The following is a 19,253-nucleotide window of genomic DNA, read 5'->3' as shown; positions in this document are numbered from 1 at the left end:
TCCATGGAATGCCTGAGGACCTGATTCTGAACTGCCCTGCTATCAGCGCGAGTTGTTCGGCAACCTAGGGGTTCCTCGACGACCAGCTACAGCCATACCCAGACCCCCTGGGTCCGCCGACCTTACGAATGAGCAACTCTGGGTCAGGCTTGGGGCGAATGGCAGCCCGGATCGGGGAGCGGTCATCATTCCCCTTCGCAGACGCCCTCGACAGCGAACTTCTGGTAGAGGTGCGGGTAGGCGACGGTGCCAGCAGGGTAGCGCTCCAGGTGCGAGGCGAACTCCGGCGTGCCGAGCGCTGCACGGAGGTGCTCGGTGGATTTCCAGACCGCGATGTTGGTGAACAGCCGACTGCCGCCGATGCCGCGGTACAACTGCACCGAGCGGAGGCTCCCCGACTTCTTCATGTACTCCGCGTCGTCCGCCCAGGCGGCCACCACCTCGTCCTCCTTGCCTTCCGGGGCGACAAACGTGTTGATGACAGTGACCGGGCCGGTCTTCTCCTGCTGCTGGTCGCGGAAGCGGGTGGACTCGTCGAGGTTGCCGAAGTTGAGCATGATTCCTCCATGAAATCGAGCGGGTGAGGGGAAGTAGGTCTACGAACCCACCGAGATTCAAGTGATCCGAGACCGGGAGGCGGCCAATTTCGCCGCTAGGGCGTGTTGGTGAGTCGTGATCAATGGGCGGTCCGGGTGAGGGGCTACGCCGCTGTTCGCTGCGTGGCCCCACCCGTGGTGTGCTTTCAGGCGTTGTACTTGCCGAGGAAGTCGGTGATGAGCTGCAACCACTCCTCGGTCCGCTCCAGCATCGGCAGGTGGCCGGTGGGGATGTCCGCGAGTTGGGCGCCGGGGATGGTCTCGGCGAGGTGGCGGTGCAGGGCGGTGGAGATGAGCCGGTCGTCGGTGGTCGAGACGACCAGGGTGGGGACCTTGAGGCCGGCGAGGTCGTCCCGGACGTCGACCTGGCCGACGAGGTCGGTCTGCTCGGAGCTGCCGTCGGCCGCGCCGGCGGCGACGTAGCCGAGGGTCTGCCGCAGCTGCTCGGCCGGCATCGATTCCAGTGCCTGGCTGCCGAGGGCCATCAGAAGCTGGAATTCGGCGAGCAGCTCGCGGTCGCCGGACGCGGCGATCTTGCTCCAGACCGAGGAGGCGAGAGCGAGCCGGTTGTCGCGGTGCGGGAAGGCGGCGGTCAGGACAAGTGCGGTGACGCGCTCGGGGTGGCGGGTGGCGGCGCGGATGGCGACCGGGCCGCCGAGGGAGTAGCCGGACACGGCGAAGCGGTCGAGGCCCTCTGCGTCGGCGGCGGCGATGAGCTGGTCGGCAAGGTCGTCGACGGACAGCGGGGTGGTGGAACGGGGGGTGTCGCCGCTGCCGGGGTAGTCGATGCCGACGACGGTGTAGCGGGCGGCGAGAGCTTCCAGGACGGGGCCGTAGGTGCCGGCCAGGCTGCTGCCGGCGCCGTGGGCGAGGAGCAGGCCGGGGCCGGAACCGAGGCGAGTGCGGGCGAACGTGGGCTCGAGCAGGTTGCGAGGTGACATGGCCAGGTGCCTTTCGGATGCAGACCGACACACAAGAATCATCCAATGTGTGTGATTACCCTCCATGTGTATCACACGCAGCGTATGATTCAAGCTGTGACGTCAATCACGCGCAGCGTATGATTAGCCGGTAGGGTGGCGGCATGAAGCAGCCCCTCCATCGCCGTCAGCCGACCCCGGGCAACCCGCGCGTGCAGCGCACCCGCAACCGCGTGCTGGCCGTCGCGCGAGAACTGCTGCCTCAGGTCGGACCGGCCGGGCTGACCTACGCCCTGCTGGCCGAGCGGGCAGACGTCACCCGCCAGACCCTCTACCGGCACTGGCCCACCCGGGCCGCACTGCTCTTCGACCTCGTCCTCGAAGGCCCCGACCTCGGTACCTACCCCGAACCGGGCAGCGACGTGGGCGCCGTGGCCACCGCCTGGCTGAAGAGCCTGCGCGCCGGCGTCAGCGTGCCGGCCGTGCGCACCGCTGCTCTGGCCGTCACCGCCCAGGCCGACCACGACCCCGACAGCGCCCGGGCACTCGTCCGCATCGGCGAAGACCGCTACGCCGGCTTCAACAGGCTGCTGGAGCCTTCAGGCGTCCAGATCAGCGAAGACGAGTTCACCCTGCTGTACGGACCCGTCCTCGCCCGGCTCTTCCTCGACCGCGGCCAAGTCACCGACACCTTCATCGACGCCGTCGTAACCCAATGGCTCACCATGCTGCAGCGCGCCGGCGCCGCGCAGGACTCCCAGCAGTAGCGGGCTGGACGCGCACGGGCAGGGACTCCCACGCGCGCAGGGTGTTGTTGGGGTGGCGGTGCGGTGTGCCGGTGAGTTCGATGCGCTCGACGCGGCGGGCCAGGGCGGTCAGCAGTGCCTCGGCCTCCAGTCGGGCCACGTGCTGACCGATGCACTGGTGCAGGCCCATGCCGAAGCCGACATGGCCGGACGGGTCGCGGGTGAGATCGAAGCGGTCGGGGTCGGCCCAGCGGTCCGGGTCGCGGTTGGCCGCGCCGAGGAACATGAGGATCTTCGTGTCCGCGGGGATGAGGGTGCCGACGATGGTGACGTCGGTGGTGGCGGTACGGAAGAACGTCTGCACCGGTGACTGCCAGCGCACCGCCTCGTCGAACGCCGCCCGCGCCAACTCCGGCCGCTCCCGCAGCCGTTGCCACTCCTCGGGGTGGGTCGCGAAGGCGTACAGGCAGGCCGCCAGGCCGTGCACGGTGGTGTCGACGCCTGCTGTGAGCAGGGAGCGCACCACCAACGGCGCCTGTTCGTACGTCAGATCGCCACGGTCGGCGGCGGCCCAAATGGCAGCCCCGAAGCCGTCCTCGGTCAACGCCTCCCGCTCGCATTGGGCGTTCACCCATACCGACAGCTCGGCCACCCGGTGCGCGTCTGCCGCGACGAGGTCGTTGCGCGGGCCAAAAGCGTTGAAGGCCATGTTGCCGTACGGCAGGAGGTTTTCCCTGCCGTCGGGGCCGAGACCGACCGCATCCGGGAAGGCACGCAACGGGAATGCCTCCGCGAGCTCGGAGAAGCCGTCGAACTCAGCTCCCCCGGCGAGGAGTTGGTCGACCAGGTCTTCGGCCACCGCGTGCCACGTCTCGCGCAGACGGCGCAGAGCGGGCGGGGCCAGGATCTCCCGCAGCACCCGCCGTGGGGCGTCATGCCGGGGTGGGTCGGCCTCCAGCAGCAGGCTCGGCGGCCGCCACGGCTTCTCGTGCCGGAAGTTGGCCAGGCCCACTCCCGAACCCGACTCGAAGTGCTGCCAATCCACTAGAGCGACGTGCACCTGCTCGTAGCGGGCCAGGGCGTGGACGTCGTAGCGCGAAAGGTATACGACCGGACCGGCCTCGCGCAGGGCCTGGTGCAGCGGTTCGGGGTCCACGAGGACGTCGTGGGCGAAGGGGTCGGCGTCACTGACGGGCGGCACGACGGCACGCTCCAGTGCCTCGGTCATGGCGGCTCCTTGGGAAGGGAAGGTCTTCGAGATCGGAGATCGACTCAGAGGTCGAGGACGAGGCGGTCGCCGCAGGAGCGCGACACGCACAGGAACATGCAGTCGTTCGCAGCCCGTTCGTGGTCGGCCAGCACCGAGTCCCGGTGGTCCGGCTGCCCGTCCAGCACCGGTGTCAGACACGTGCCGCATGTGCCCTGCTCGCAGGAGGACAGCACATCGGCGCCGGCCCGGCGCACCGCCTCCAGCACGGAGACGTCCGGAGTGACGGTGACGGTGCGTCCAGTACGGCGCAGCTCCACCTCGAACGGCGTGTCCCGCACCGGCGCGGTCTGCGCGCCGGCGGTGAAGCGCTCGACGCGCAGGGCGTACGGCGGCCAGGCGGCGCACGCCCCTTCGACGGCGGCGAGCAGCGGGCCGGGGCCGCAGCAGTACACCTTGGTGTCCGGTCGCGGTGTTCCCAGCCAGGCCGCCAGGTCCAGCAGCCCGAGCTCGTCCTGCGGGATGACGTGCACCCGCTCGCCGTAGGCCGCCGTCAGCTCCTCGCGAAAGGCCATCGACGACCGCGTACGCCCGCCGTACAGCAACTGCCAGTCCGCGCCGAGCAGTTCGGCCTGGCGCACCATGGGCAACAGCGGGGTGATGCCGATGCCGCCCGCGACGAAGAGGTACTTCTCCGACGGTACGAGGGGGAAGTGGTTGCGCGGGCCACCGACCCCGACGCGGTCCCCCGGTCGCAGCCGGTCGTGCACGTACGTGGATCCTCCCCCGCCCGCGGGCTCCCGCAGCACGGCGATCCGGTAGGTGTACGCGTCCCATCGGTCGCCGCACAGGGAATACTGCCGGGTCGTCCCCTCAGGCAGTGCCAGGTCGATGTGGGAACCCGGCGTCCAGTCCGGCAGCCGGGCACCGCTCGGGTGGGTGAGGGTGAGTGCTACGACGCCCTCAGCGACGTCCTCCTTCACGGAGACCGTCAGAGTCGCCGCCAACTGCCCTTTACCTATACCGGACTTGGCATCCGCAACCACGCTGGTTCCGACCACGTTGTCGCCTCCCGTCGTTGGGTTGCACGAAGGATGCGCGGCGACGGCGGACGGCCGCGACGGCATTCTCAATCAGTGAGAGACGAACTTCAGTCGGCTGTCATACGGCTGTTGCACTGCCGTCACGCGTGTCACCCGGGTCTCGCCGCCGCGGGGCGTCCGGTGCCCCGAGCGCACGGGAGACACCACGTGCCGCCGTCCGCACCACGGGCACGACGGAGGAGGCCCCCGCCTCGTTGGGGACGATCACCGCCAGCGCGGCCACCACGTCACCGCTCGCGTCGCGCACCGGCGCCGCGACGCCCAGGGCGTCCGGGTGGACGTATCCCGGGCAGTACACGTACCCCTGCCGGCGGACCTCGGCCAGCACGGCCCGCAGCCGCGCGGCGGTGGCGGGAGTGTCCGGGGTGTAGCGTTGCAGGGGCCCGTCGAGCACCCGCTCCCGCAGGTCGGCGGGGCCGTGGGCCAGGAGGACCAGGCCGCTGGAGGAGGCGTGCAGGGGAAGACGGCCCGCGATGCGGGTGTAGTTGATGACCGCGCCCGGTGCCGTCAGCCGCTCCAGGAACAGCACCTCGTCGCCGTCCAGCACGCCGAGCTGCACATGGTGGCCGACGACGTCGTGGACGCCCTCCATGAACGGCATGGCCGCGTTGCGCAGCGACAGCGAGGGCGAGGCCCGTGTCGCCAGCTCCCACAGGCGCATGCCGACACGGACCCGGCGGTCGGCGTCCCGGGTCAGGAACCCGTACGAGACCAGCTCTGCCACCAGGCGCGACGCGGTCGCCACGTGCAGCCCCGTACGCCGGGAGATCTCCGAAACGGTCAGGGCCGACTCCTCCGGCGTGAACGCCTCGAGAATCCGTACGGCCCTCGCCAGAACCGACTCGCCGTTCTGTGTCCTCACCTCGTCATCATCGGATTACTTTCAGACAGGTCAAGAGGGGCACCCGCCCGCACATCCGCCGAAGGGGCATGAACTGACAGCCCCGACTTCATCTCGCGCGGACGGCCATCGGGGCCCGTCCAGCCGGCCGAAGCCGCACCGTGCAGAAGGCGACAACTCAGTACGGTGCGGCGGTCTGCGCTTCTTCTCCCGTGACGGAGTGTCGGTGGGCTTCTGCACGAGGTTGCTCTGCTCGACCCATTCCATGTTGCGCTGGAGGCGGTTGAGCAGGGCGTTGTCCGTGGTGAAGGTGCCGGTGCGGGCGAAACCGGTGCGGAGCCTGCCGTCCCCGAGACGCAGCCGCTGGTCCTTGGTTCCCGGAAGCTGTCCACAACCGCGCCGGTGGCGGGTCTCGATGGTGAAGTCCACAGTGATTCCTACGCGTTCGGGGAGCCCCGGCCGGCGAGGTGGTCGGTGAACCAGTCGCCGGTGAGCGCGTCGCGTTCGGCCACGTGGTTGTAGAGGGTGTGCTCGCCGTCGGGCCAGACGCGGACGGTCGCTGTGGCCGGGTCCGCGGCGCGAAGGAAGGGCTCCTGATCCTCGTACCGGGCGAGCGGATCCTGGCCGCCGTGCAGCAGAAGCAGCGGGCAGCTGATGCGGTGCTTGTCCGGGTCAAAGCGCAGGCCGTCCATGACCTCGGCCACCCGCTCCGGGTCGTCTGTGCCGACCACGGCTCCCATCTGCTCGCGGGCGGTACGGAATTCGGGGACCTTCGGTGTCGCCGGAGCCCCGTTGACGACCACCGCGCCGACGCGCGGATCAGCGGCGGCCAGATGGGCGGCGAACAGGCCGCCGAAGCTGACGCCCTGGACGCCGATGGCACCGCCGAGGCGGGGCTCGGCCTCGACCAGGTCGACGAAGCGGGCGAAGCCGTCGGTGACGTGCTCGTCGACGTACAGCCCGTGCCGCAGCCGTGACTCGCCCTGGCCGGGCCCTTCCGCGAGCAGACAGGCCAGGCCGCGGGCGGTGTACGCCTCCGCCAGGGGCAGATACGCGGCTCCCCAACCGCTCAGGCCGCCCCACACGATGACGGTGGCCCAGGGCGGGGCAGTGTCCGGCAGGCACAGCCAGCCGCCGAGGACGCCGTCGCGGTGCGGGATCTCCACCCGCTCCACGTCTGGTGCGAGAGCGGCGGTCGCGGCGGTGTGCCGGGCATACAGCTCCCGTTTCCGCTCGGTGTCACTCTGGTGCGCCATCTGCGCGAACATAAGGGCCGCGGAGGCGAACCGGTATGCCTGCCGGGCAGTGGCGCTGTGCCCCACGGCTTCCGCCGACCGCGCACGCTCCAGTTGTACGTCGGCAATGGTCGCGGCGGCCTCCTGCCACGGGATTCCGGCAGTGGTGTCGGCGAGCAGCTGTCGGGCGTCAGCGGGGTCCATGCCACAGTCCGTGAGCCGGGTGAAGGGCATGGCCCGGTGCTGGGCGGCGACCAGCGGCGGCAGCGCGGCCTCCGCTCCGGGGTCTCCGGTCGTCATACGGCCGCTCCCACTGTTCCGGACAACGCGGCGTCGAGGTCGTCCACCAGCGCGCCCAGGTCCGTACTGTCGACCGCCGCGCCGAACAGCACGAAGTCCGGGCGCGCCAGATACGCGACCGCGCCGAGCAGTTGGAGGTACTTCCGGTGCCGTCCATCGAGGTCGTCCACCGTGTCGAGGGCGACCACGGCGCAGCCCAGGCGCTCCAGCCGGGCGAGCCGCTCCGGCCCGAGGGCGGCGGTGGGATCCTCGGCCGTGACCAGGGTGAAGCCGTATCCGGTGAGGTCGTCGAGGCGTTCGGTGCGGCCGTCGGCCAGACGGATGCGGCCCTGCGGTGTGAGGGTGCCGACCGGCGCGACCGTGCCCTGGCGCAGCACTCCGTCAGTGAGGGACGGGAACGGGGGCGGCGGAGGCGTCCTGCCGGCGAAGAAGGCGGCGTCCCTGGCGGCTGCGGCCTCGGTGTCATGGGTGTTGGCGATCTTGCCGAGGGCGATCGCCGCGTGGGTGAGGGCGGTGACGTGCGGGCGGCGCTCGCTCTCGTAGGTGTCCAGGAGTGCGTCGGGCGCCTGGCCGCCGAGGACGAGGTTCAGCTTCCAAGCGAGGTTGGTGGCGTCGCGCAGCCCGCTGCACGCGCCCTGGCCAAGGTAGGGGGGCATGGTGTGGGCGGCGTCGCCGGCCAGGAAGACCCTGCCGGTCCGCCAGCGAGTGGCGATGCGGGCCTCGAAGCCGTAGACCAGCTGCCGGGTGATCCTTACGTCGTCCGGGCCCAGGTCGTGGTACTCGCCCAGGAGCCGCCAGGCGGTCTCCGGGGTGGTCATCTCATCGCGGGTCTCGCCCGGGAGGAGGGCGAACTCGAAGCGCTGGCGGGTCGCGCCGATGTTGATGGTCATGTGCCCGCGCGCCGGATCGCAGTACTGGGTGCCGTACGCGAACTCCGGGGGCTGGGGACGCAGCCACATGGCGTCCACGTTGACCCACTGCTCGTTGAAGCCGAGGTCCTGGCGCTCCACGCCGAGCAGTTCGCGGATCCCGCTGCGGCTGCCGTCGGCGGCGATCACATAGCGGGCCCGAACGCTGTCGTGCGGTCCGTCCACACACACGGCATCGGCGTTCCAACCGCGCAGACGCAGAGTGACACCGTCGTCGTCCTGGTCGAGGCCTGTGACCGCCCAGCCCTGACGGACGTCGACCGTGCCGTAGCCGCGCAACCGCCTGTCGATCGCGCTCTCCACGTCCGGCTGGTACATGGAGATGTGATCTGGATACCCCATCGGGCCATCGGGGTTCGCCGGGATCTTCACAAGGTTCTCGCCCTTGCCGTTGACCCACACGTACTGGCACATCGACGAGTCCCGCAGCGCCTCGTCGACATCACCGGACGCTTGGACGGTCCGGGCGGTCTCGTCGTCGATGTGGGTGAGGCGCGGCAGCCCGTACAGACCGGGCCAGCGCTCGCAGACCACCACCCGGTGGCCGAGCCGGCCGAGCAGGGACGCGGCGGTGAGGCCGGTCGGTCCGTAGCCGACGACCGCGACGTCATAGAGCGGAACCATGAGACACCTCCGGAAACACTCCCGCGCCATTGCGAGGGGGTGAGAAGTAAGAGGCGGGCACGGCGGTGCGCGCCGAGGGCATCATGTGAGCTTGGATTCACATTTGATGTGAATAGAGATTCACATAGCGGCAACGTGGACGTCAAGAGTCCGGTCGATAAGATGCGCGAGTGACCGAGTCCCCCACGAGCAGGCCCGCCGCCCTCCAGGAACGCAGCCGCCGTTCGCAGCAGGACATCCTGCGGGCCGGGACCGCACTGCTCACAGAGGGCGGAGTGGACGCGCTCACAGTGGCCGCCGTCGCCGAGCGGGCCGGCATGGCGGTCGGCAGCATCTACCGCCGGTTCGGCGACAAGGAGGGGCTCCTGCTGGCGATCCAGCACTCCTTCACCGAGAACCTCCAGGCCGAGATCACGGAACGTATGTCCGCGGAGCGGTTGCGCCCCCTGCGTGATCCGGCCGTGGCGATCGCCGAGGCCGTCGGCGCGATCACCGACGCCTTCCGGGCGCACGAAGCCCTGTTGCGCGTCTTCCTACTGCTCGGCACGCGGCACGAAGCGGTACAGGCCGAGGGCTCCAGCGTGAGCGTCCAGGGCAACCGCCACTTCGCCGAGGCATTGCGTCACACGCCCATCGCGCATCGGGACCCCGAGGCCGCGCTGGACTTCGCCTTCCGCCTGGTCTACGCGACGATCGCGCACCGCATCACGCAGGGCGAGTTCCTGGAGTCCGAGCGCCCACTGCCCTGGGACGAGCTGCGCAGCCACCTCCAGACGGCGGTCATCTCCTACCTCCTCGGCTCCGCGGAAGGCCCCTGAGCCCTCGGCTCGGCGCCGCACACAAGTGCGTGCACAGCTCTCGATGAGCGATGGGCTGTATGTGGACTTTTGGCGGCCGTATGTGAACTTTACGTGAGTTCCAATTCACGTATAGGTGGCACACTGCCCAAGCGGCCTGTCCCGGACTACCAGGAGGCCAGTGAGCCGTCCGTGTTCCGCCAGACCGGGTTGCGCCAGCGGTGGCCGCGTTCGGCGGCTGCCCGGACCGCGTCCTCGTCGATGGTGATGCCGAGACCGGGCGCGGTCGGGCGGTCGATGTAGCCGTCGCGGAAAGTGAAGGGCGTGGTGTCGGCGAGGTAGTCCAGCAGTCCGCTGCTGTCGCCGTAGCCGATACCCAATGCCTGTTCTTGGATGAGGAAGTTGGGGATCGCGAAGTCGAGTTGGAGGCTGGCCGCGAGGGCTATCGGGCCGAGCGGGCAGTGCGGGGCCACCACGACGTCGTAGGCCTCGGCCATCGCGGCGATCCGGCGGGTCTCGGAGATGCCTCCGGCGTGGCTGATGTCGGGCTGGGCCACGGCGATGCCGTCGGAGAGCACCGAGCGGAAGTCCCAGCGGGAGTAGAGCCGTTCACCGGTGGCTATGGGGATGGAGGTGGAGCGCACCACGGCGCCGAGGTCCTGGGAGAACTCCGGCAGCACCGGCTCCTCGACGAACATCGGCAGCAGGGGCTCGAGCAGGGGCAGCACGCGGCGGGACATCGCCCCGCTGAACCGGCCGTGGAAGTCGAGCGCCAGGTCGCGATCCGGACCTATGGCCTCGCGCACCGCGGTCACCCCGTCCACGATGGCGTTGATCGCGGCGGGCGTGGCGAGGGGCTCCAGCTGACCGCAGGGGTTGAGCTTGACCGCCGTCATGCCCTTGGCGACCTGCGCGGCCGCCGACTCGCCCAGCTCCTCCGGGGTCTCGCCGCCGACCCAGCCGTAGACGCGCACCCGGTCGCGGACGTGCCCGCCGAGCAGCTGGTGTACCGGGACGCCGTGGGTCTTGCCCGCGATGTCCCACAGGGCCTGGTCGATACCGGCCAAGGCGCTGTTGAGCACGACGCCTCCACGGTAGAAACCGCTCTTGGCGAGCACCTGCCAGTGCTCCTCGATACGGGCCGGGTCCTGCCCCAGGAGGTAGTCGAACATCTCCTCGACGCACTTGGCGACGGTGTGGGCCTTGCCCTCGACGATGGGCTCGCCCCAGCCGGAGATGCCCTCGTCGGTGTCGACGCGCAGGAAGAGCCAGCGCGGTTCGACGAGGAAAAGCTCGTATCCAGTGATCTTCATGGGGTGGACCTCCGGTCCTGTGCCGTGTACCGCCGGGCGGGGCCTGGGCGAGACGGCGGGCTGGTGAGTCGGTGTGGTCGGGGCGGGTGAGAGGAAGTGCCCGCTCCGGAGAGAGGCGAGCTGGAGGAAGGGGCTGCTGTGTGTGACGCCCGCGGGCGCGGCCCACCGGGATGCGGAGCCGGGTCGCGCCTGGAGCGGGCAGGAGTCCCGCCTCGAACGGGCGAGGCGGCCTACTCCTGGGAGCTGATGCTGCGGCCACCGTCCACGAGCAGGTTCTGGCCGGTGACGAAGGAGGCGTCCTCGGAGGCGAGGAACGCGACGGCGGCTGCGATGTCCTCGGGGGTGCCGAGCCGGCCGACGGGGGTGCGTGCGATGGTCTGCGCCTTGTACTCCGGGGGTGTCTCGGCCCACAGGGCGGTGGCAACGGCTCCGGGCAGGACGGCGTTGAACCTGATCTGCCCGGCGTACTCGACGGCGAGCTGGCGTACGAGGGCGTTGATCCCGCCCTTGGCCGCCGCGTACGCGGGGAAACCCTTGAAGCCGATGACCGCGTGTATGGACGAGGTGATCACCACCGCGCCTCTGGCCGTACTGAGCAGTGGCACGGCGGCCCGGACACCGTAGAAGACGGAGTCGAGGCAGAGCCGCAGCTGGTCGTGCCAGGCGGCGTCGTCCAGTTCGTGTGCCGCTCCGGGCAAGTTCTGGCCGGCGTTGAGGTGCAGGACGTCGAGGTGCCCGGTCCAGGACGTCACCGCCTCGACGGCCTCGGTCCACGCGTCGACCGAGGTGACGTCGAGTGCGCGGTGCCGGGCCCGTCCGCCCTGGGCGCCGATCTCCTCGGCCACCCGGCGGGCGCCCTCGGCGTCCACGTCGGTGACGAGGACCGACGCCCCCTCCGCGGCGAGGCGGTGGGCGGTCGCCTCACCGATGCCGGAGGCGGCCGCGGTGAGCAGGGCCGTACAGCCCGTGAAGCGCGTGAGACCGGCACGACTCATGGTGTCGCTCCTGGACCTGCCGTGGAACCGCGCAGCACCAGGCGCGGCTCGGTGGGTACGACGACGTCTCCCACGGGTGCCCCCTGGATGGCGGCCACCAAGGCCTCCACGGCCGCGGTGCCCAGCTCGTACAGGGGCATCGCCACGGTGGTCAGCGGCGGGGAGAGGTGACCGGCGACGGGCAGGTCGTCGTTCCCGACCACGGAGACGTCCTCGGGGATCCGCAGGCCGAGGTCCCGGACGGCTGTCATGGCGCCCATCGCCTGGGCGAGGGAGCTGGTGTAGAGCGCGGTGACCGGCGGACGCGTATTACCGTCGGCCGGACGCAGCAGTTGCAGCGCCGCGGACACGCCGCCGTCCTCGGTGAAATCCCCGGACGCCACGGGGGAGGCGGACAGCCCGAGTTCCCCGGCGTGTCGCAGGAACGCCTTCTTGCGGTCCTCACTGGGGGTGATGCCGGGCGGGCCCGCGATGTGGCCGACCGCGCGGTGGCCGAGACCGTAGAGGTGGTCGAGGGCGGTGATGCTCGAACGGGCCACGTCCATGGTGACGTTCCGGCCGGAGTCCTCCACCGAGCGGTTGAGGAAGACATGGGGGACCGGGGTGCGGCTCAGGGCGTCCAGCAGTGGGTGGCCGGGGCGCGCGGAGGCGATGAGCAGCCCGTCGACCCGGCCCTCCTGGACCAGGTCGTTGAAGGACTCGTCGGCCTCCTGCCCGTCGAAGTCCTCGGCCAGCAGGGAGAGATAGCCCAGCTCGCGGGCGCGCTGGTAGGCGCCTCGGGCGATGGTGACGTACGTGGGGTTGTCCAGGGCGGGAACCAGCAGCGCCAGGGCGTGCGTGCGGGCACCGGCCAGGGCCCGGGCTCCGGAGTGGGGACGGTAGCCCAGCGCTGCGGCGGCCTCCTGAACGCGCTGCCGGGTCTCCGGCCGGACGGACAGGTCCTGCCGGCCGTTGAGCACCTTGGACACGGTGGCCTTGGAGACTTTGGCCATCTCCGCCACGTCGACCAGCCTTGCCCTGACGGGCTGTTCCGGCACGTGTGTTCCCTCTTTCCGCTGGGCGCCTCCGACCGCTCGGGTGTGTCTTTCGGTGGCGCATTCCGACTCTTGTAAGAACTCTTGACACCCTCTGGCGCCGCAACTTAACGTTCGCCGAAGTTTCAGTCAACCGGTTTCCTCAGGCGGAAATAAGCGATACGTCTGGGCAGAGCCAGAGAAACCGGTCGCAACCTCCACGACAGCAATCCAGCCACAGTCAGCCATGGGTGGGGTGTGCCTCGAGGCGCCCCGAAAGGCCCACCACGAACGCGACCACCGTCGCAATCCGACGGGGCGATGCCGGTGCCTGCACACGTCTACGACAGACGTGTGCGCGCTCGGTTCGGGAGATCCCGCACGACGGCCGAGCGGGCCCGGTGCTCCTCCCCAGCCCGGCTCCGCACCCCCCATGGCCCCCTTTGTCACTCCTCCTCGCGGCAACGCCGCATACGTCCGCACGCCCTTGTGTCCCCGCACGAAAGGCTCACCAGCATGTCCGTCTCGACCACAGGGTCCTTCGACAGACGCCGTTTCCTCACCGTCTCCGCCGGCGCCGCGTTCGCCGCGACAGCCCTGCCCGGCTGTGCCGCTTCCGTCGACGACGGTTCGAGCGACGGCGATACGAAGACCGGCTCGAAGACGCTCACCGTCATGTCCAGCGAAGACGAGAAGAAAGAGCTCCAGGCGGTCGGGAAGGCGCTGGGCATAAAGATCAACTTCGTCGCCCGGGACGAGACCAAGCTCAACGCGATGCTGGCGGCGAAGAACCCGCCGGACGTGGTGCGCGGCCTGGGCGCGGTGGAGACGCCGTACTTCGCCGCACGCGGGCTGATGACCGACCTGGACCCGTACTTCGCCAAGAGCTCGGCGCTCAAGGTCTCCGACATCGACCCGGTCAACGACGTCTGGCGCTACGACGGCAAGAAGCAGGGCGCGGGACCTCGCTACGGCCTGGCCAAGGACTACTCGCAGGACCAGATGCTCTGGTACCGCACGGACCTGTTCGAGGCGGCGAAGCTGGATCTGCTCAGCGAGACCGAGCCGCTGTCGTACGACGAGTTGCTGGAACTGGGCAAGAAGCTGACCAAGCGCAGGCTCGGCAAGGTCAAGGTCTACGGGCTGAGCGCCTCGGGTCTCGGCACCTTCTCGCAGCTCATGGGCATGACCGCCTCGACCGGCGGGAGCGTGTTCGCCGAAGACCTGGCCTCGGTCGACTTCTCGTCCCCCGAGGCGCTCAAGGCGCTGGAGTGGTACCTGCAGTACGCGCGGGCCGACATCGGCCCGAACGTCGCCAACCCCAACCCGGACGGCTGGGACTGGCCCACCTACCAGGCCGGACGCATGGCGATCGCCTCCGACGGCTACTGGTTCGGCGGGGCGATCGGCGGTGACCCGAAGGTCGCCGAGGTGTCGCGCTTCGCACCCGCCCCCCAGCTCGGCAGCAACCGCATCAGCCCCTGCTTCGGCGCCACCGGCTACTGGATCCCCAAGGACGCCAAGAACAAGGATGCGGCCTGGAAGTTCTTCGAGTACTTCTTCGGCGGCAAGGCCGCCGAGGAGCGGGCCGCGGGCGGCTGGGGCATCCCCAGCCTGAAGTCGCTGCGCTCGAAGATGCCGCAGGGCCAGCCGTACCAGAAGCAGGCGTTCAAGGTGCAGGAGCAGGAGCTGGAGCACTTCTCGGTGCTGACGTTCACGCCGTACGCCCAGCTGGCCGCCCTGGACGGTGTGATCAGCAAGGTGCTGCCGAAGGCCATCAAGGGCAAGACGTCCGCGGGCAAGGTCGCCGACGAGCTCAACAAGCTCATGAACGAGCAGATCGCCAAGGGCAAGGAGCTGGTGGGGTGAGCACCAGCCAGCTCACTGAGCAGGCCCCCGGGGCGGGGGCGTCGTCGTCCCCGTCCCGGCCGGCCGGCCCCGCTCGCCGGCCCGCTTCGCTGCGGGCCCGCCGGGCACGCGCGTTCTATGTGTTCACCGTGCCCTGGGTGCTGGGCTTCCTCGCCCTGACGGCCTTCCCGCTGGGGTACGCGCTGTGGCTCAGCTTCACCAACGCCGACGGGCTGTCACAGAACTCCCGCTTCGTGGGGCTGGACAACTACCGGGAGGTCTTCTCCGACCCGGAGACGATGTCCTCCCTGTGGCGCACCGGAGTCTTCACCGCGGTGACGGTGCCGCTGACGATCGTGGCGGGACTGCTCCTGGCGGTGCTGGTGAACCAGCCGATACGCGCCCGCGGACTGTTCCGCACCCTGCTGTACCTGCCCGCCGTGGTGCCCCCGGTCGGCGCCGCCCTCACCTTCAAGCTGATCTTCGACCGTGACTCGGGAGCGGCCAACGGCGCCCTGGACCTCGCCGGTATCAACGGCGTCACCTGGCTGGTCGACCCCTACGCCCGCTGGGTGCTGATCGTCCTGACGCTGTGGGGCGTGGGCAACGGCATGATCATCTCGCTGGCGGGGCTGCAGGACATCCCCAAGGAGCTGAACGAAGCGGCCAGGGTGGACGGCGCGAGTCCCTGGCAGTCCTTCTCCCGCATCACCCTGCCGCTCCTCTCCCCGGTGATCTTCTTCCAGGTCGTCACCGGCATCATCGGCTCGCTGCAGACCTTCATGCCGCTGCTCATCGCGCTCGACCCCACGCCCAAGGGCGTCTCGTCCGTGCCCGAGAGCAACTACTTCTACATGATCAACGTCTTCGCCCAGTACTTCGCCAACGGCCGCTACGGTTACGCCTCCGCCCTGCTGTGGGTGCTCTTCGCGATCATCTGCGTCGTCACCTTCCTCATCTTCAAGCTCAGCAAGGGCGCGGTCTTCTACTCGGTGGAGCCGGAGCAGGCGAAGCCCAAGGCCCGCACGATCGGAGGCAGCCGATGAGCGTGCTCTCCCGGCGCAGCACCGTCTACATGCTCCTGATCGCGATCCTCGCGCTGATGCTCAGCCCCTTCGGCTGGCTCGCGATCACCGCGCTCAAGGACGCGTCCGAGCTGCGCGCCTTCCCCATCCACTGGTGGCCCCACGAACCGAACCTCGGCAACTTCCACCAGGCTCTGACCCTCTTCGACTACATCGGCTACGCCCGCAACTCCCTGACGATCGCCACCGTCTACGCGGTGCTGGTCACCCTCGCCTCGGCCTGGGCGGGCTACGGCTTCGCCCGGCTGGACGCCCCGGGCAAGAAGGCCATCTTCGCCGTGCTGCTGTCGACGATGATGCTGCCGAGCGTGATCACTCTCATCCCGACCTATCTGATGTTCGCCAAGCTCCACCTCCTCAACACCTACATGCCGTGGGTGCTGTGGGGTCTGTCCGGCGCGCCGTACCTCGTCTTCCTGTTCCGGCAGTTCTTCAGCAACATGCCCAAGGAACTGGAGGAGGCGGCGATCGTCGACGGCTGCGGGCAGATCCGCATCTTCTGGCGGATCTTCCTGCCGCAGTCCTGGCCGGTCATCGCCACCAGCCTGATCCTGTCCTTCTCCTGGACCTGGGGCGACTACATCGCCCCGGCCCTGCTGCTGGACGACGCCCGCACCACTCTCGCGGTCAAGCTCGCCACCGGCTATGTAAACGAGCACGGTGCCCAGCTCGGCAACGTGGTCGCCTCCGGCGCGGTGATGTACGTCGTACCCGTGCTGGTGCTCTTCCTGATCATGCAGCGAGGCTTCATCTCCGGGATCTCCACGTCCGGACTCAGGTAACGCCGTTTACCGACGCACCATCTTGCAAAGGAACTTCCCATGACCAACACCCTGGGCACCGGCAACTCCCCTGCGGCGGCGAGGTCATGACGGAACGTCCCGCTCTCACCCCGCAGTTGGGCCGGACCCGGGTCATGGCCATCCTGCGGTCGGCCGACGCGACGGGACTGCCCGCCGTGGCCCGGGCCCTCGCGGCCGGTGGCATCACCTGCCTGGAGGTCACCCTCACCACATCGGGTGCCCTCGACGCGCTGGCCGCCATCCGGGACGAGCTCGGGCCCGAGGTGACGGTCGGCGCCGGCACGGTGATCACCACCGAGCAGGCCCGGGAAGCGCTCGCGGCCGGGGCCGAGTTCCTGGTGGCCCCGGCCGTGGACACCGACGTGATCCGCGACGCCGCCGGCAGGGGCATCCCCTTCTACCCGGGCGCCTGGACACCCACCGAGGTGTCCACCGCCTGGCGGGCGGGTGCCGCCGCCGTCAAGCTCTTCCCCGCGAGCACCGGAGGCCCCGACCACCTGCGGCAGCTGCGGGCGCCGCTGCCGGACATCCCGCTCGTCGCCGTCGGCGGAGTCGGCATCGACCAGGCCCGCGACTACCTCGACGCGGGCGCCCTCGCCGTCGGCATCGGCTCCCCGCTGCTGCGCGGAGCGGACCGGAACCCGGCACCGGAGACCCTGGACGCCCTCACGGCGAGGACTCGCACGCTGCTCGACGCGATCCGGGCCACATCCAGTCATCAGGAGATCGGCCTGTGAACGACCCTTCCCAGCAAGGCTACTTGGTGACCGTCGGCGAGGTCCTCGCGGTCCTGGCCGCGTCGGACACCGGCCCACTGGCCCTCGGCTCCGACCTGCGTCTCGGGCTCGCCGGAGCCGAGTCGAACGTCGCCGTGGGCGTCAGCCGGCTCGGCGGGTCCGCCACCTGGATCGGCCGTGTCAGCGACGACGCACTCGGCGACCTCATCCTCCGCGAGCTGCGCGCGGAAGGCGTCACCACGGTCGCCGCACGCGACCGAGCCCCCACCTCGCTGTTGCTGCGCGAACGCCGTACGGCCACGCACAGCCGTACGCGCTACTACCGCACCCACACGGCGGGTGCCCGGCTGTCCCCCGGCGACATCCCCGAGGACCTGGTCGCCGGCGCGGCGGTCCTGCACATCACCGGGATCACCCCGGCGCTGGGCGAAGGTCCGGCGCGTGCCGTCACCCGGGCGGTGGACATCGCCGTCGACGCCGGCGTACCGGTCTCACTGGACATCAACTTCCGGTCGCTGCTGTGGCACGAGCAGGAGGCCGGGCGCACGCTGCTGCCGCTGCTACGCAGAAGCGACCTGGTCTTCGCGGGACCGCACGAGGCCCGTCTCATGGTGCCGGACGCCGACGGCCCGGAGGAGCTCGCCAAGCGCATCTGCGATCTCGGCCCCGCCGGAGCCGTCATCAAACTGGGCGCCGAGGGCGCGTACGCCCTCCTCGACGGCCGGGAACACCGGCAGCCCGCCGTGCCCGTCACCCTGCACGACTCCGTGGGCGCGGGAGACGCGTTCGCCGCCGGATACCTCGCCGAACTGCTCGCGGGTGAACCGCCGGAGAAGCGCCTGCGGACGGCGGCCCTGCTCGGCGCCTTCGCCGTCAGCACCACCGGCGACTGGGAAGGCCTGCCCAGGCGCAACGAACTGGATCTGCTGGACCACTACGACGACATCGTGCGCTGATCCCTTCCCTGCGCCGCATCCGCGCAAGTACCCACCCGCTCAAGGAACTTCCAGGGACCACCCATGCCCACGCCTTCCTCCACCGATGAGGTCGCCGTCCTCATCGGCTCCTACACACCCGACTCCGGCGGGGACGGTGCCGGGATCGCAGCCCTGAAACTCGCCCCGGCCACCGGCCGCCTGGCGCACGACACCAAAGTGCCGCCGCTGCGCGTCAGCGGGGCGTCCTTCCTGGCGGCACATCCCTCGCTCGGCGTCGTCTACAGCACGAACGAGACCGATCCTGGCACCGTCAGCGCCCTGGTCCGGCACGGCGACGGCCAACTGTCCCCGCTGGGCGACCCGTCGAGCAGCGGCGGCACCAACCCGTGCCACCTCACCGTCCACCCGGACGGGGGCTGGCTGCTGACCGCGAACTACGGCAGCGACAAGGCGCCCGGCAGCGTGGCCGTGCACCGCCTCGACGCGGACGGACGCCCGGTGGAGCTGACCGACGTCGCCGTCCACGAAGGGGCGGGCCCGGTCGTCGGGCGGCAGGAGGGCAGCCACGCCCACCAGGTGCTCGTCGACCCGGCGGGCCGTTACGTCCTCGCCACCGACCTGGGCGCCGACGCGGTCTTCACCTACCGGCTCGACAGCCGGACCGGCACCCTGGAGCGGGTCGCGGTGAACCGGCTGCGCCCCGGCTCCGGTCCTCGCCACCTCGCCTTCGCTCCCGGGGGTGAGCTGGTGTTCAGCGCGGACGAACTGTCCTCGACGGTCACCTGCCACCGATACGACGCCGGTTCGGGCACCCTGACGGGACTCTCCTCAGTGCCCGCCACGGCGGTCCAGGACGTCACCAACCAGCCGGGCGGCATCGTCACCTCGCCCTGCGGCCGTTTCGTGTGGGTGACCAATCGGGGCGCGGACACGGTGGCCGCGTTCCGGGTCACCGGCACAACACTGGAACCGATCGACGAGATGCCCGCCGGCGGCACCTGGCCGCGCGGCCTGACCCACGCGGACGATCACCTGCTGGTCGCCAACCAGCACAGCGGGACGCTCGTCGCGCTGCGTGTCCTGGACGACGGGGCGCTGCGGCAGGCGGGCCCGGCGCTGTCCGTTCCGTCGGTGGTCTGCGCGCTCGTCCTCTGACACCCGCTTCGCCCCGAACACCTCGTCCGCAAACGCCGGACAGCCTCAGAACAGCCAACGAAAGGCAG

General features: G+C 70.1%; 19 protein-coding genes. 8 read left to right on the top strand and 11 right to left on the bottom strand.

Features of this window, described 5'->3' with window-relative positions; genetic code table 11:
* Window positions 1-185 precede the first annotated feature (185 nt).
* Window positions 186-557, bottom strand: a complete 372-nt coding sequence (locus ACGFNK_RS23140; RefSeq protein ID WP_393418664.1) for an antibiotic biosynthesis monooxygenase family protein — start codon at window positions 555-557, stop codon at window positions 186-188.
* A gap of 185 nt (window positions 558-742) precedes the next feature.
* Window positions 743-1,537: an alpha/beta fold hydrolase gene (locus ACGFNK_RS23135; protein ID WP_393418662.1), complete on the bottom strand. Its 795-nt coding sequence runs from the start codon at window positions 1,535-1,537 to the stop codon at window positions 743-745.
* Window positions 1,538-1,680: 143 nt separating this feature from the next.
* Here ACGFNK_RS23135 and ACGFNK_RS23130 point away from each other — a divergent pair, with 143 nt between their 5' ends.
* Window positions 1,681-2,283, top strand: a complete 603-nt coding sequence (locus ACGFNK_RS23130; protein WP_393418660.1) for a TetR/AcrR family transcriptional regulator — start codon at window positions 1,681-1,683, stop codon at window positions 2,281-2,283.
* On the opposite strand, the gene ACGFNK_RS23125 is transcribed toward ACGFNK_RS23130, so the two are convergent.
* The 6 genes from ACGFNK_RS23125 to ACGFNK_RS23100 form a co-directional block, all read right to left on the bottom strand.
* Window positions 2,237-3,490, bottom strand: coding sequence for a cytochrome P450 (locus tag ACGFNK_RS23125; protein ID WP_393418658.1), 1,254 nt, complete (start codon window positions 3,488-3,490; stop codon window positions 2,237-2,239). The genes ACGFNK_RS23130 and ACGFNK_RS23125 overlap by 47 nt on opposite strands.
* A 44-nt stretch (window positions 3,491-3,534) precedes the next feature.
* Complete coding sequence (locus tag ACGFNK_RS23120; protein WP_393418656.1) at window positions 3,535-4,530, bottom strand: PDR/VanB family oxidoreductase; 996 nt, start codon at window positions 4,528-4,530, stop codon at window positions 3,535-3,537.
* Window positions 4,531-4,630: 100 nt separating this feature from the next.
* On the bottom strand, window positions 4,631-5,434 hold the full coding sequence (locus ACGFNK_RS23115; RefSeq protein WP_393418654.1) for an IclR family transcriptional regulator: 804 nt from the start codon (window positions 5,432-5,434) through the stop codon (window positions 4,631-4,633).
* A 30-nt stretch (window positions 5,435-5,464) separates the two neighbouring features.
* Entirely contained in the window at window positions 5,465-5,842 is a 378-nt protein-coding gene (locus ACGFNK_RS23110; protein WP_393418652.1) for a hypothetical protein, read from the bottom strand.
* Between the two features lie 8 nt (window positions 5,843-5,850).
* A complete protein-coding gene (locus tag ACGFNK_RS23105) occupies window positions 5,851-6,948 on the bottom strand; it encodes an alpha/beta hydrolase family protein (RefSeq protein ID WP_393418650.1) in 1,098 nt (365 codons plus the stop codon).
* The gene (locus tag ACGFNK_RS23100; protein ID WP_393418648.1) at window positions 6,945-8,501 is read right to left on the bottom strand and encodes a bifunctional 3-(3-hydroxy-phenyl)propionate/3-hydroxycinnamic acid hydroxylase; all 1,557 of its coding nucleotides are present in this window, start codon (window positions 8,499-8,501) and stop codon (window positions 6,945-6,947) included. Before ACGFNK_RS23100 ends, ACGFNK_RS23105 begins: the two co-directional genes overlap by 4 nt.
* 170 nt (window positions 8,502-8,671) lie before the next feature.
* Here ACGFNK_RS23100 and ACGFNK_RS23095 point away from each other — a divergent pair, with 170 nt between their 5' ends.
* Window positions 8,672-9,319 (top strand): TetR/AcrR family transcriptional regulator, encoded by a 648-nt coding sequence (locus tag ACGFNK_RS23095; protein WP_393418646.1) that lies wholly within the window; start codon window positions 8,672-8,674, stop codon window positions 9,317-9,319.
* A 146-nt stretch (window positions 9,320-9,465) separates the two neighbouring features.
* Here the strand turns inward: ACGFNK_RS23095 and dgoD are convergent, their stop codons facing one another.
* From dgoD to ACGFNK_RS23080, 3 genes are all read right to left on the bottom strand, one after another.
* Window positions 9,466-10,611, bottom strand: coding sequence for a galactonate dehydratase (gene dgoD / locus ACGFNK_RS23090; RefSeq protein WP_393418644.1), 1,146 nt, complete (start codon window positions 10,609-10,611; stop codon window positions 9,466-9,468).
* 230 nt (window positions 10,612-10,841) lie between these two features.
* Window positions 10,842-11,606, bottom strand: a complete 765-nt coding sequence (locus ACGFNK_RS23085) for an SDR family NAD(P)-dependent oxidoreductase (protein WP_393418642.1) — start codon at window positions 11,604-11,606, stop codon at window positions 10,842-10,844.
* Window positions 11,603-12,643, bottom strand: coding sequence for a LacI family DNA-binding transcriptional regulator (locus ACGFNK_RS23080; RefSeq protein WP_393418640.1), 1,041 nt, complete (start codon window positions 12,641-12,643; stop codon window positions 11,603-11,605). Before ACGFNK_RS23080 ends, ACGFNK_RS23085 begins: the two co-directional genes overlap by 4 nt.
* 492 nt (window positions 12,644-13,135) lie before the next feature.
* On the opposite strand from ACGFNK_RS23080, the gene ACGFNK_RS23075 reads away from it, so the two are divergent.
* From ACGFNK_RS23075 to ACGFNK_RS23050, 6 genes are all read left to right on the top strand, one after another.
* A complete protein-coding gene (locus ACGFNK_RS23075) occupies window positions 13,136-14,488 on the top strand; it encodes an extracellular solute-binding protein (RefSeq protein WP_393418638.1) in 1,353 nt (450 codons plus the stop codon).
* Window positions 14,485-15,513, top strand: a complete 1,029-nt coding sequence (locus ACGFNK_RS23070) for a carbohydrate ABC transporter permease (RefSeq protein ID WP_393418636.1) — start codon at window positions 14,485-14,487, stop codon at window positions 15,511-15,513. The genes ACGFNK_RS23075 and ACGFNK_RS23070 overlap by 4 nt, the downstream gene beginning before the upstream one ends.
* On the top strand, window positions 15,510-16,334 hold the full coding sequence (locus tag ACGFNK_RS23065; protein ID WP_393418634.1) for a carbohydrate ABC transporter permease: 825 nt from the start codon (window positions 15,510-15,512) through the stop codon (window positions 16,332-16,334). Before ACGFNK_RS23070 ends, ACGFNK_RS23065 begins: the two co-directional genes overlap by 4 nt.
* A gap of 86 nt (window positions 16,335-16,420) precedes the next feature.
* On the top strand, window positions 16,421-17,092 hold the full coding sequence (locus tag ACGFNK_RS23060; protein ID WP_393418632.1) for a bifunctional 4-hydroxy-2-oxoglutarate aldolase/2-dehydro-3-deoxy-phosphogluconate aldolase: 672 nt from the start codon (window positions 16,421-16,423) through the stop codon (window positions 17,090-17,092).
* The gene (locus ACGFNK_RS23055; RefSeq protein WP_393418630.1) at window positions 17,089-18,048 is read left to right on the top strand and encodes a sugar kinase; all 960 of its coding nucleotides are present in this window, start codon (window positions 17,089-17,091) and stop codon (window positions 18,046-18,048) included. The genes ACGFNK_RS23060 and ACGFNK_RS23055 overlap by 4 nt, the downstream gene beginning before the upstream one ends.
* Window positions 18,049-18,111: 63 nt before the next feature.
* Entirely contained in the window at window positions 18,112-19,185 is a 1,074-nt protein-coding gene (locus tag ACGFNK_RS23050; protein ID WP_393418628.1) for a lactonase family protein, read from the top strand.
* Window positions 19,186-19,253: the final 68 nt, after the last annotated feature.

Source organism: Streptomyces sp. NPDC048825, assembly GCF_043198355.1.
Taxonomy (GTDB): domain Bacteria; phylum Actinomycetota; class Actinomycetes; order Streptomycetales; family Streptomycetaceae; genus Streptomyces; species Streptomyces xiangluensis.
This window is presented reverse-complemented; position numbering and strand designations above follow the sequence as displayed.

Excerpts from the sequence above, each read along its gene's own strand:
- ACGFNK_RS23065 (WP_393418634.1), top strand. The coding sequence starts at position 15,510 with ATGAGCGTGCTCTCCCGGCGCAGCACCGTCTACATGCTCCTGATCGCG.
- ACGFNK_RS23125 (WP_393418658.1), bottom strand. The coding sequence starts at position 3,490 with ATGACCGAGGCACTGGAGCGTGCCGTCGTGCCGCCCGTCAGTGACGCC.
- ACGFNK_RS23100 (WP_393418648.1), bottom strand. The coding sequence starts at position 8,501 with ATGGTTCCGCTCTATGACGTCGCGGTCGTCGGCTACGGACCGACCGGC.
- ACGFNK_RS23105 (WP_393418650.1), bottom strand. The coding sequence starts at position 6,948 with ATGACGACCGGAGACCCCGGAGCGGAGGCCGCGCTGCCGCCGCTGGTC.
- ACGFNK_RS23135 (WP_393418662.1), bottom strand. The coding sequence starts at position 1,537 with ATGTCACCTCGCAACCTGCTCGAGCCCACGTTCGCCCGCACTCGCCTC.
- dgoD (WP_393418644.1), bottom strand. The coding sequence starts at position 10,611 with ATGAAGATCACTGGATACGAGCTTTTCCTCGTCGAACCGCGCTGGCTC.
- ACGFNK_RS23060 (WP_393418632.1), top strand. The coding sequence starts at position 16,421 with ATGACGGAACGTCCCGCTCTCACCCCGCAGTTGGGCCGGACCCGGGTC.
- ACGFNK_RS23130 (WP_393418660.1), top strand. The coding sequence starts at position 1,681 with ATGAAGCAGCCCCTCCATCGCCGTCAGCCGACCCCGGGCAACCCGCGC.
- ACGFNK_RS23140 (WP_393418664.1), bottom strand. The coding sequence starts at position 557 with ATGCTCAACTTCGGCAACCTCGACGAGTCCACCCGCTTCCGCGACCAG.
- ACGFNK_RS23075 (WP_393418638.1), top strand. The coding sequence starts at position 13,136 with ATGTCCGTCTCGACCACAGGGTCCTTCGACAGACGCCGTTTCCTCACC.
- ACGFNK_RS23050 (WP_393418628.1), top strand. The coding sequence starts at position 18,112 with ATGCCCACGCCTTCCTCCACCGATGAGGTCGCCGTCCTCATCGGCTCC.
- ACGFNK_RS23085 (WP_393418642.1), bottom strand. The coding sequence starts at position 11,606 with ATGAGTCGTGCCGGTCTCACGCGCTTCACGGGCTGTACGGCCCTGCTC.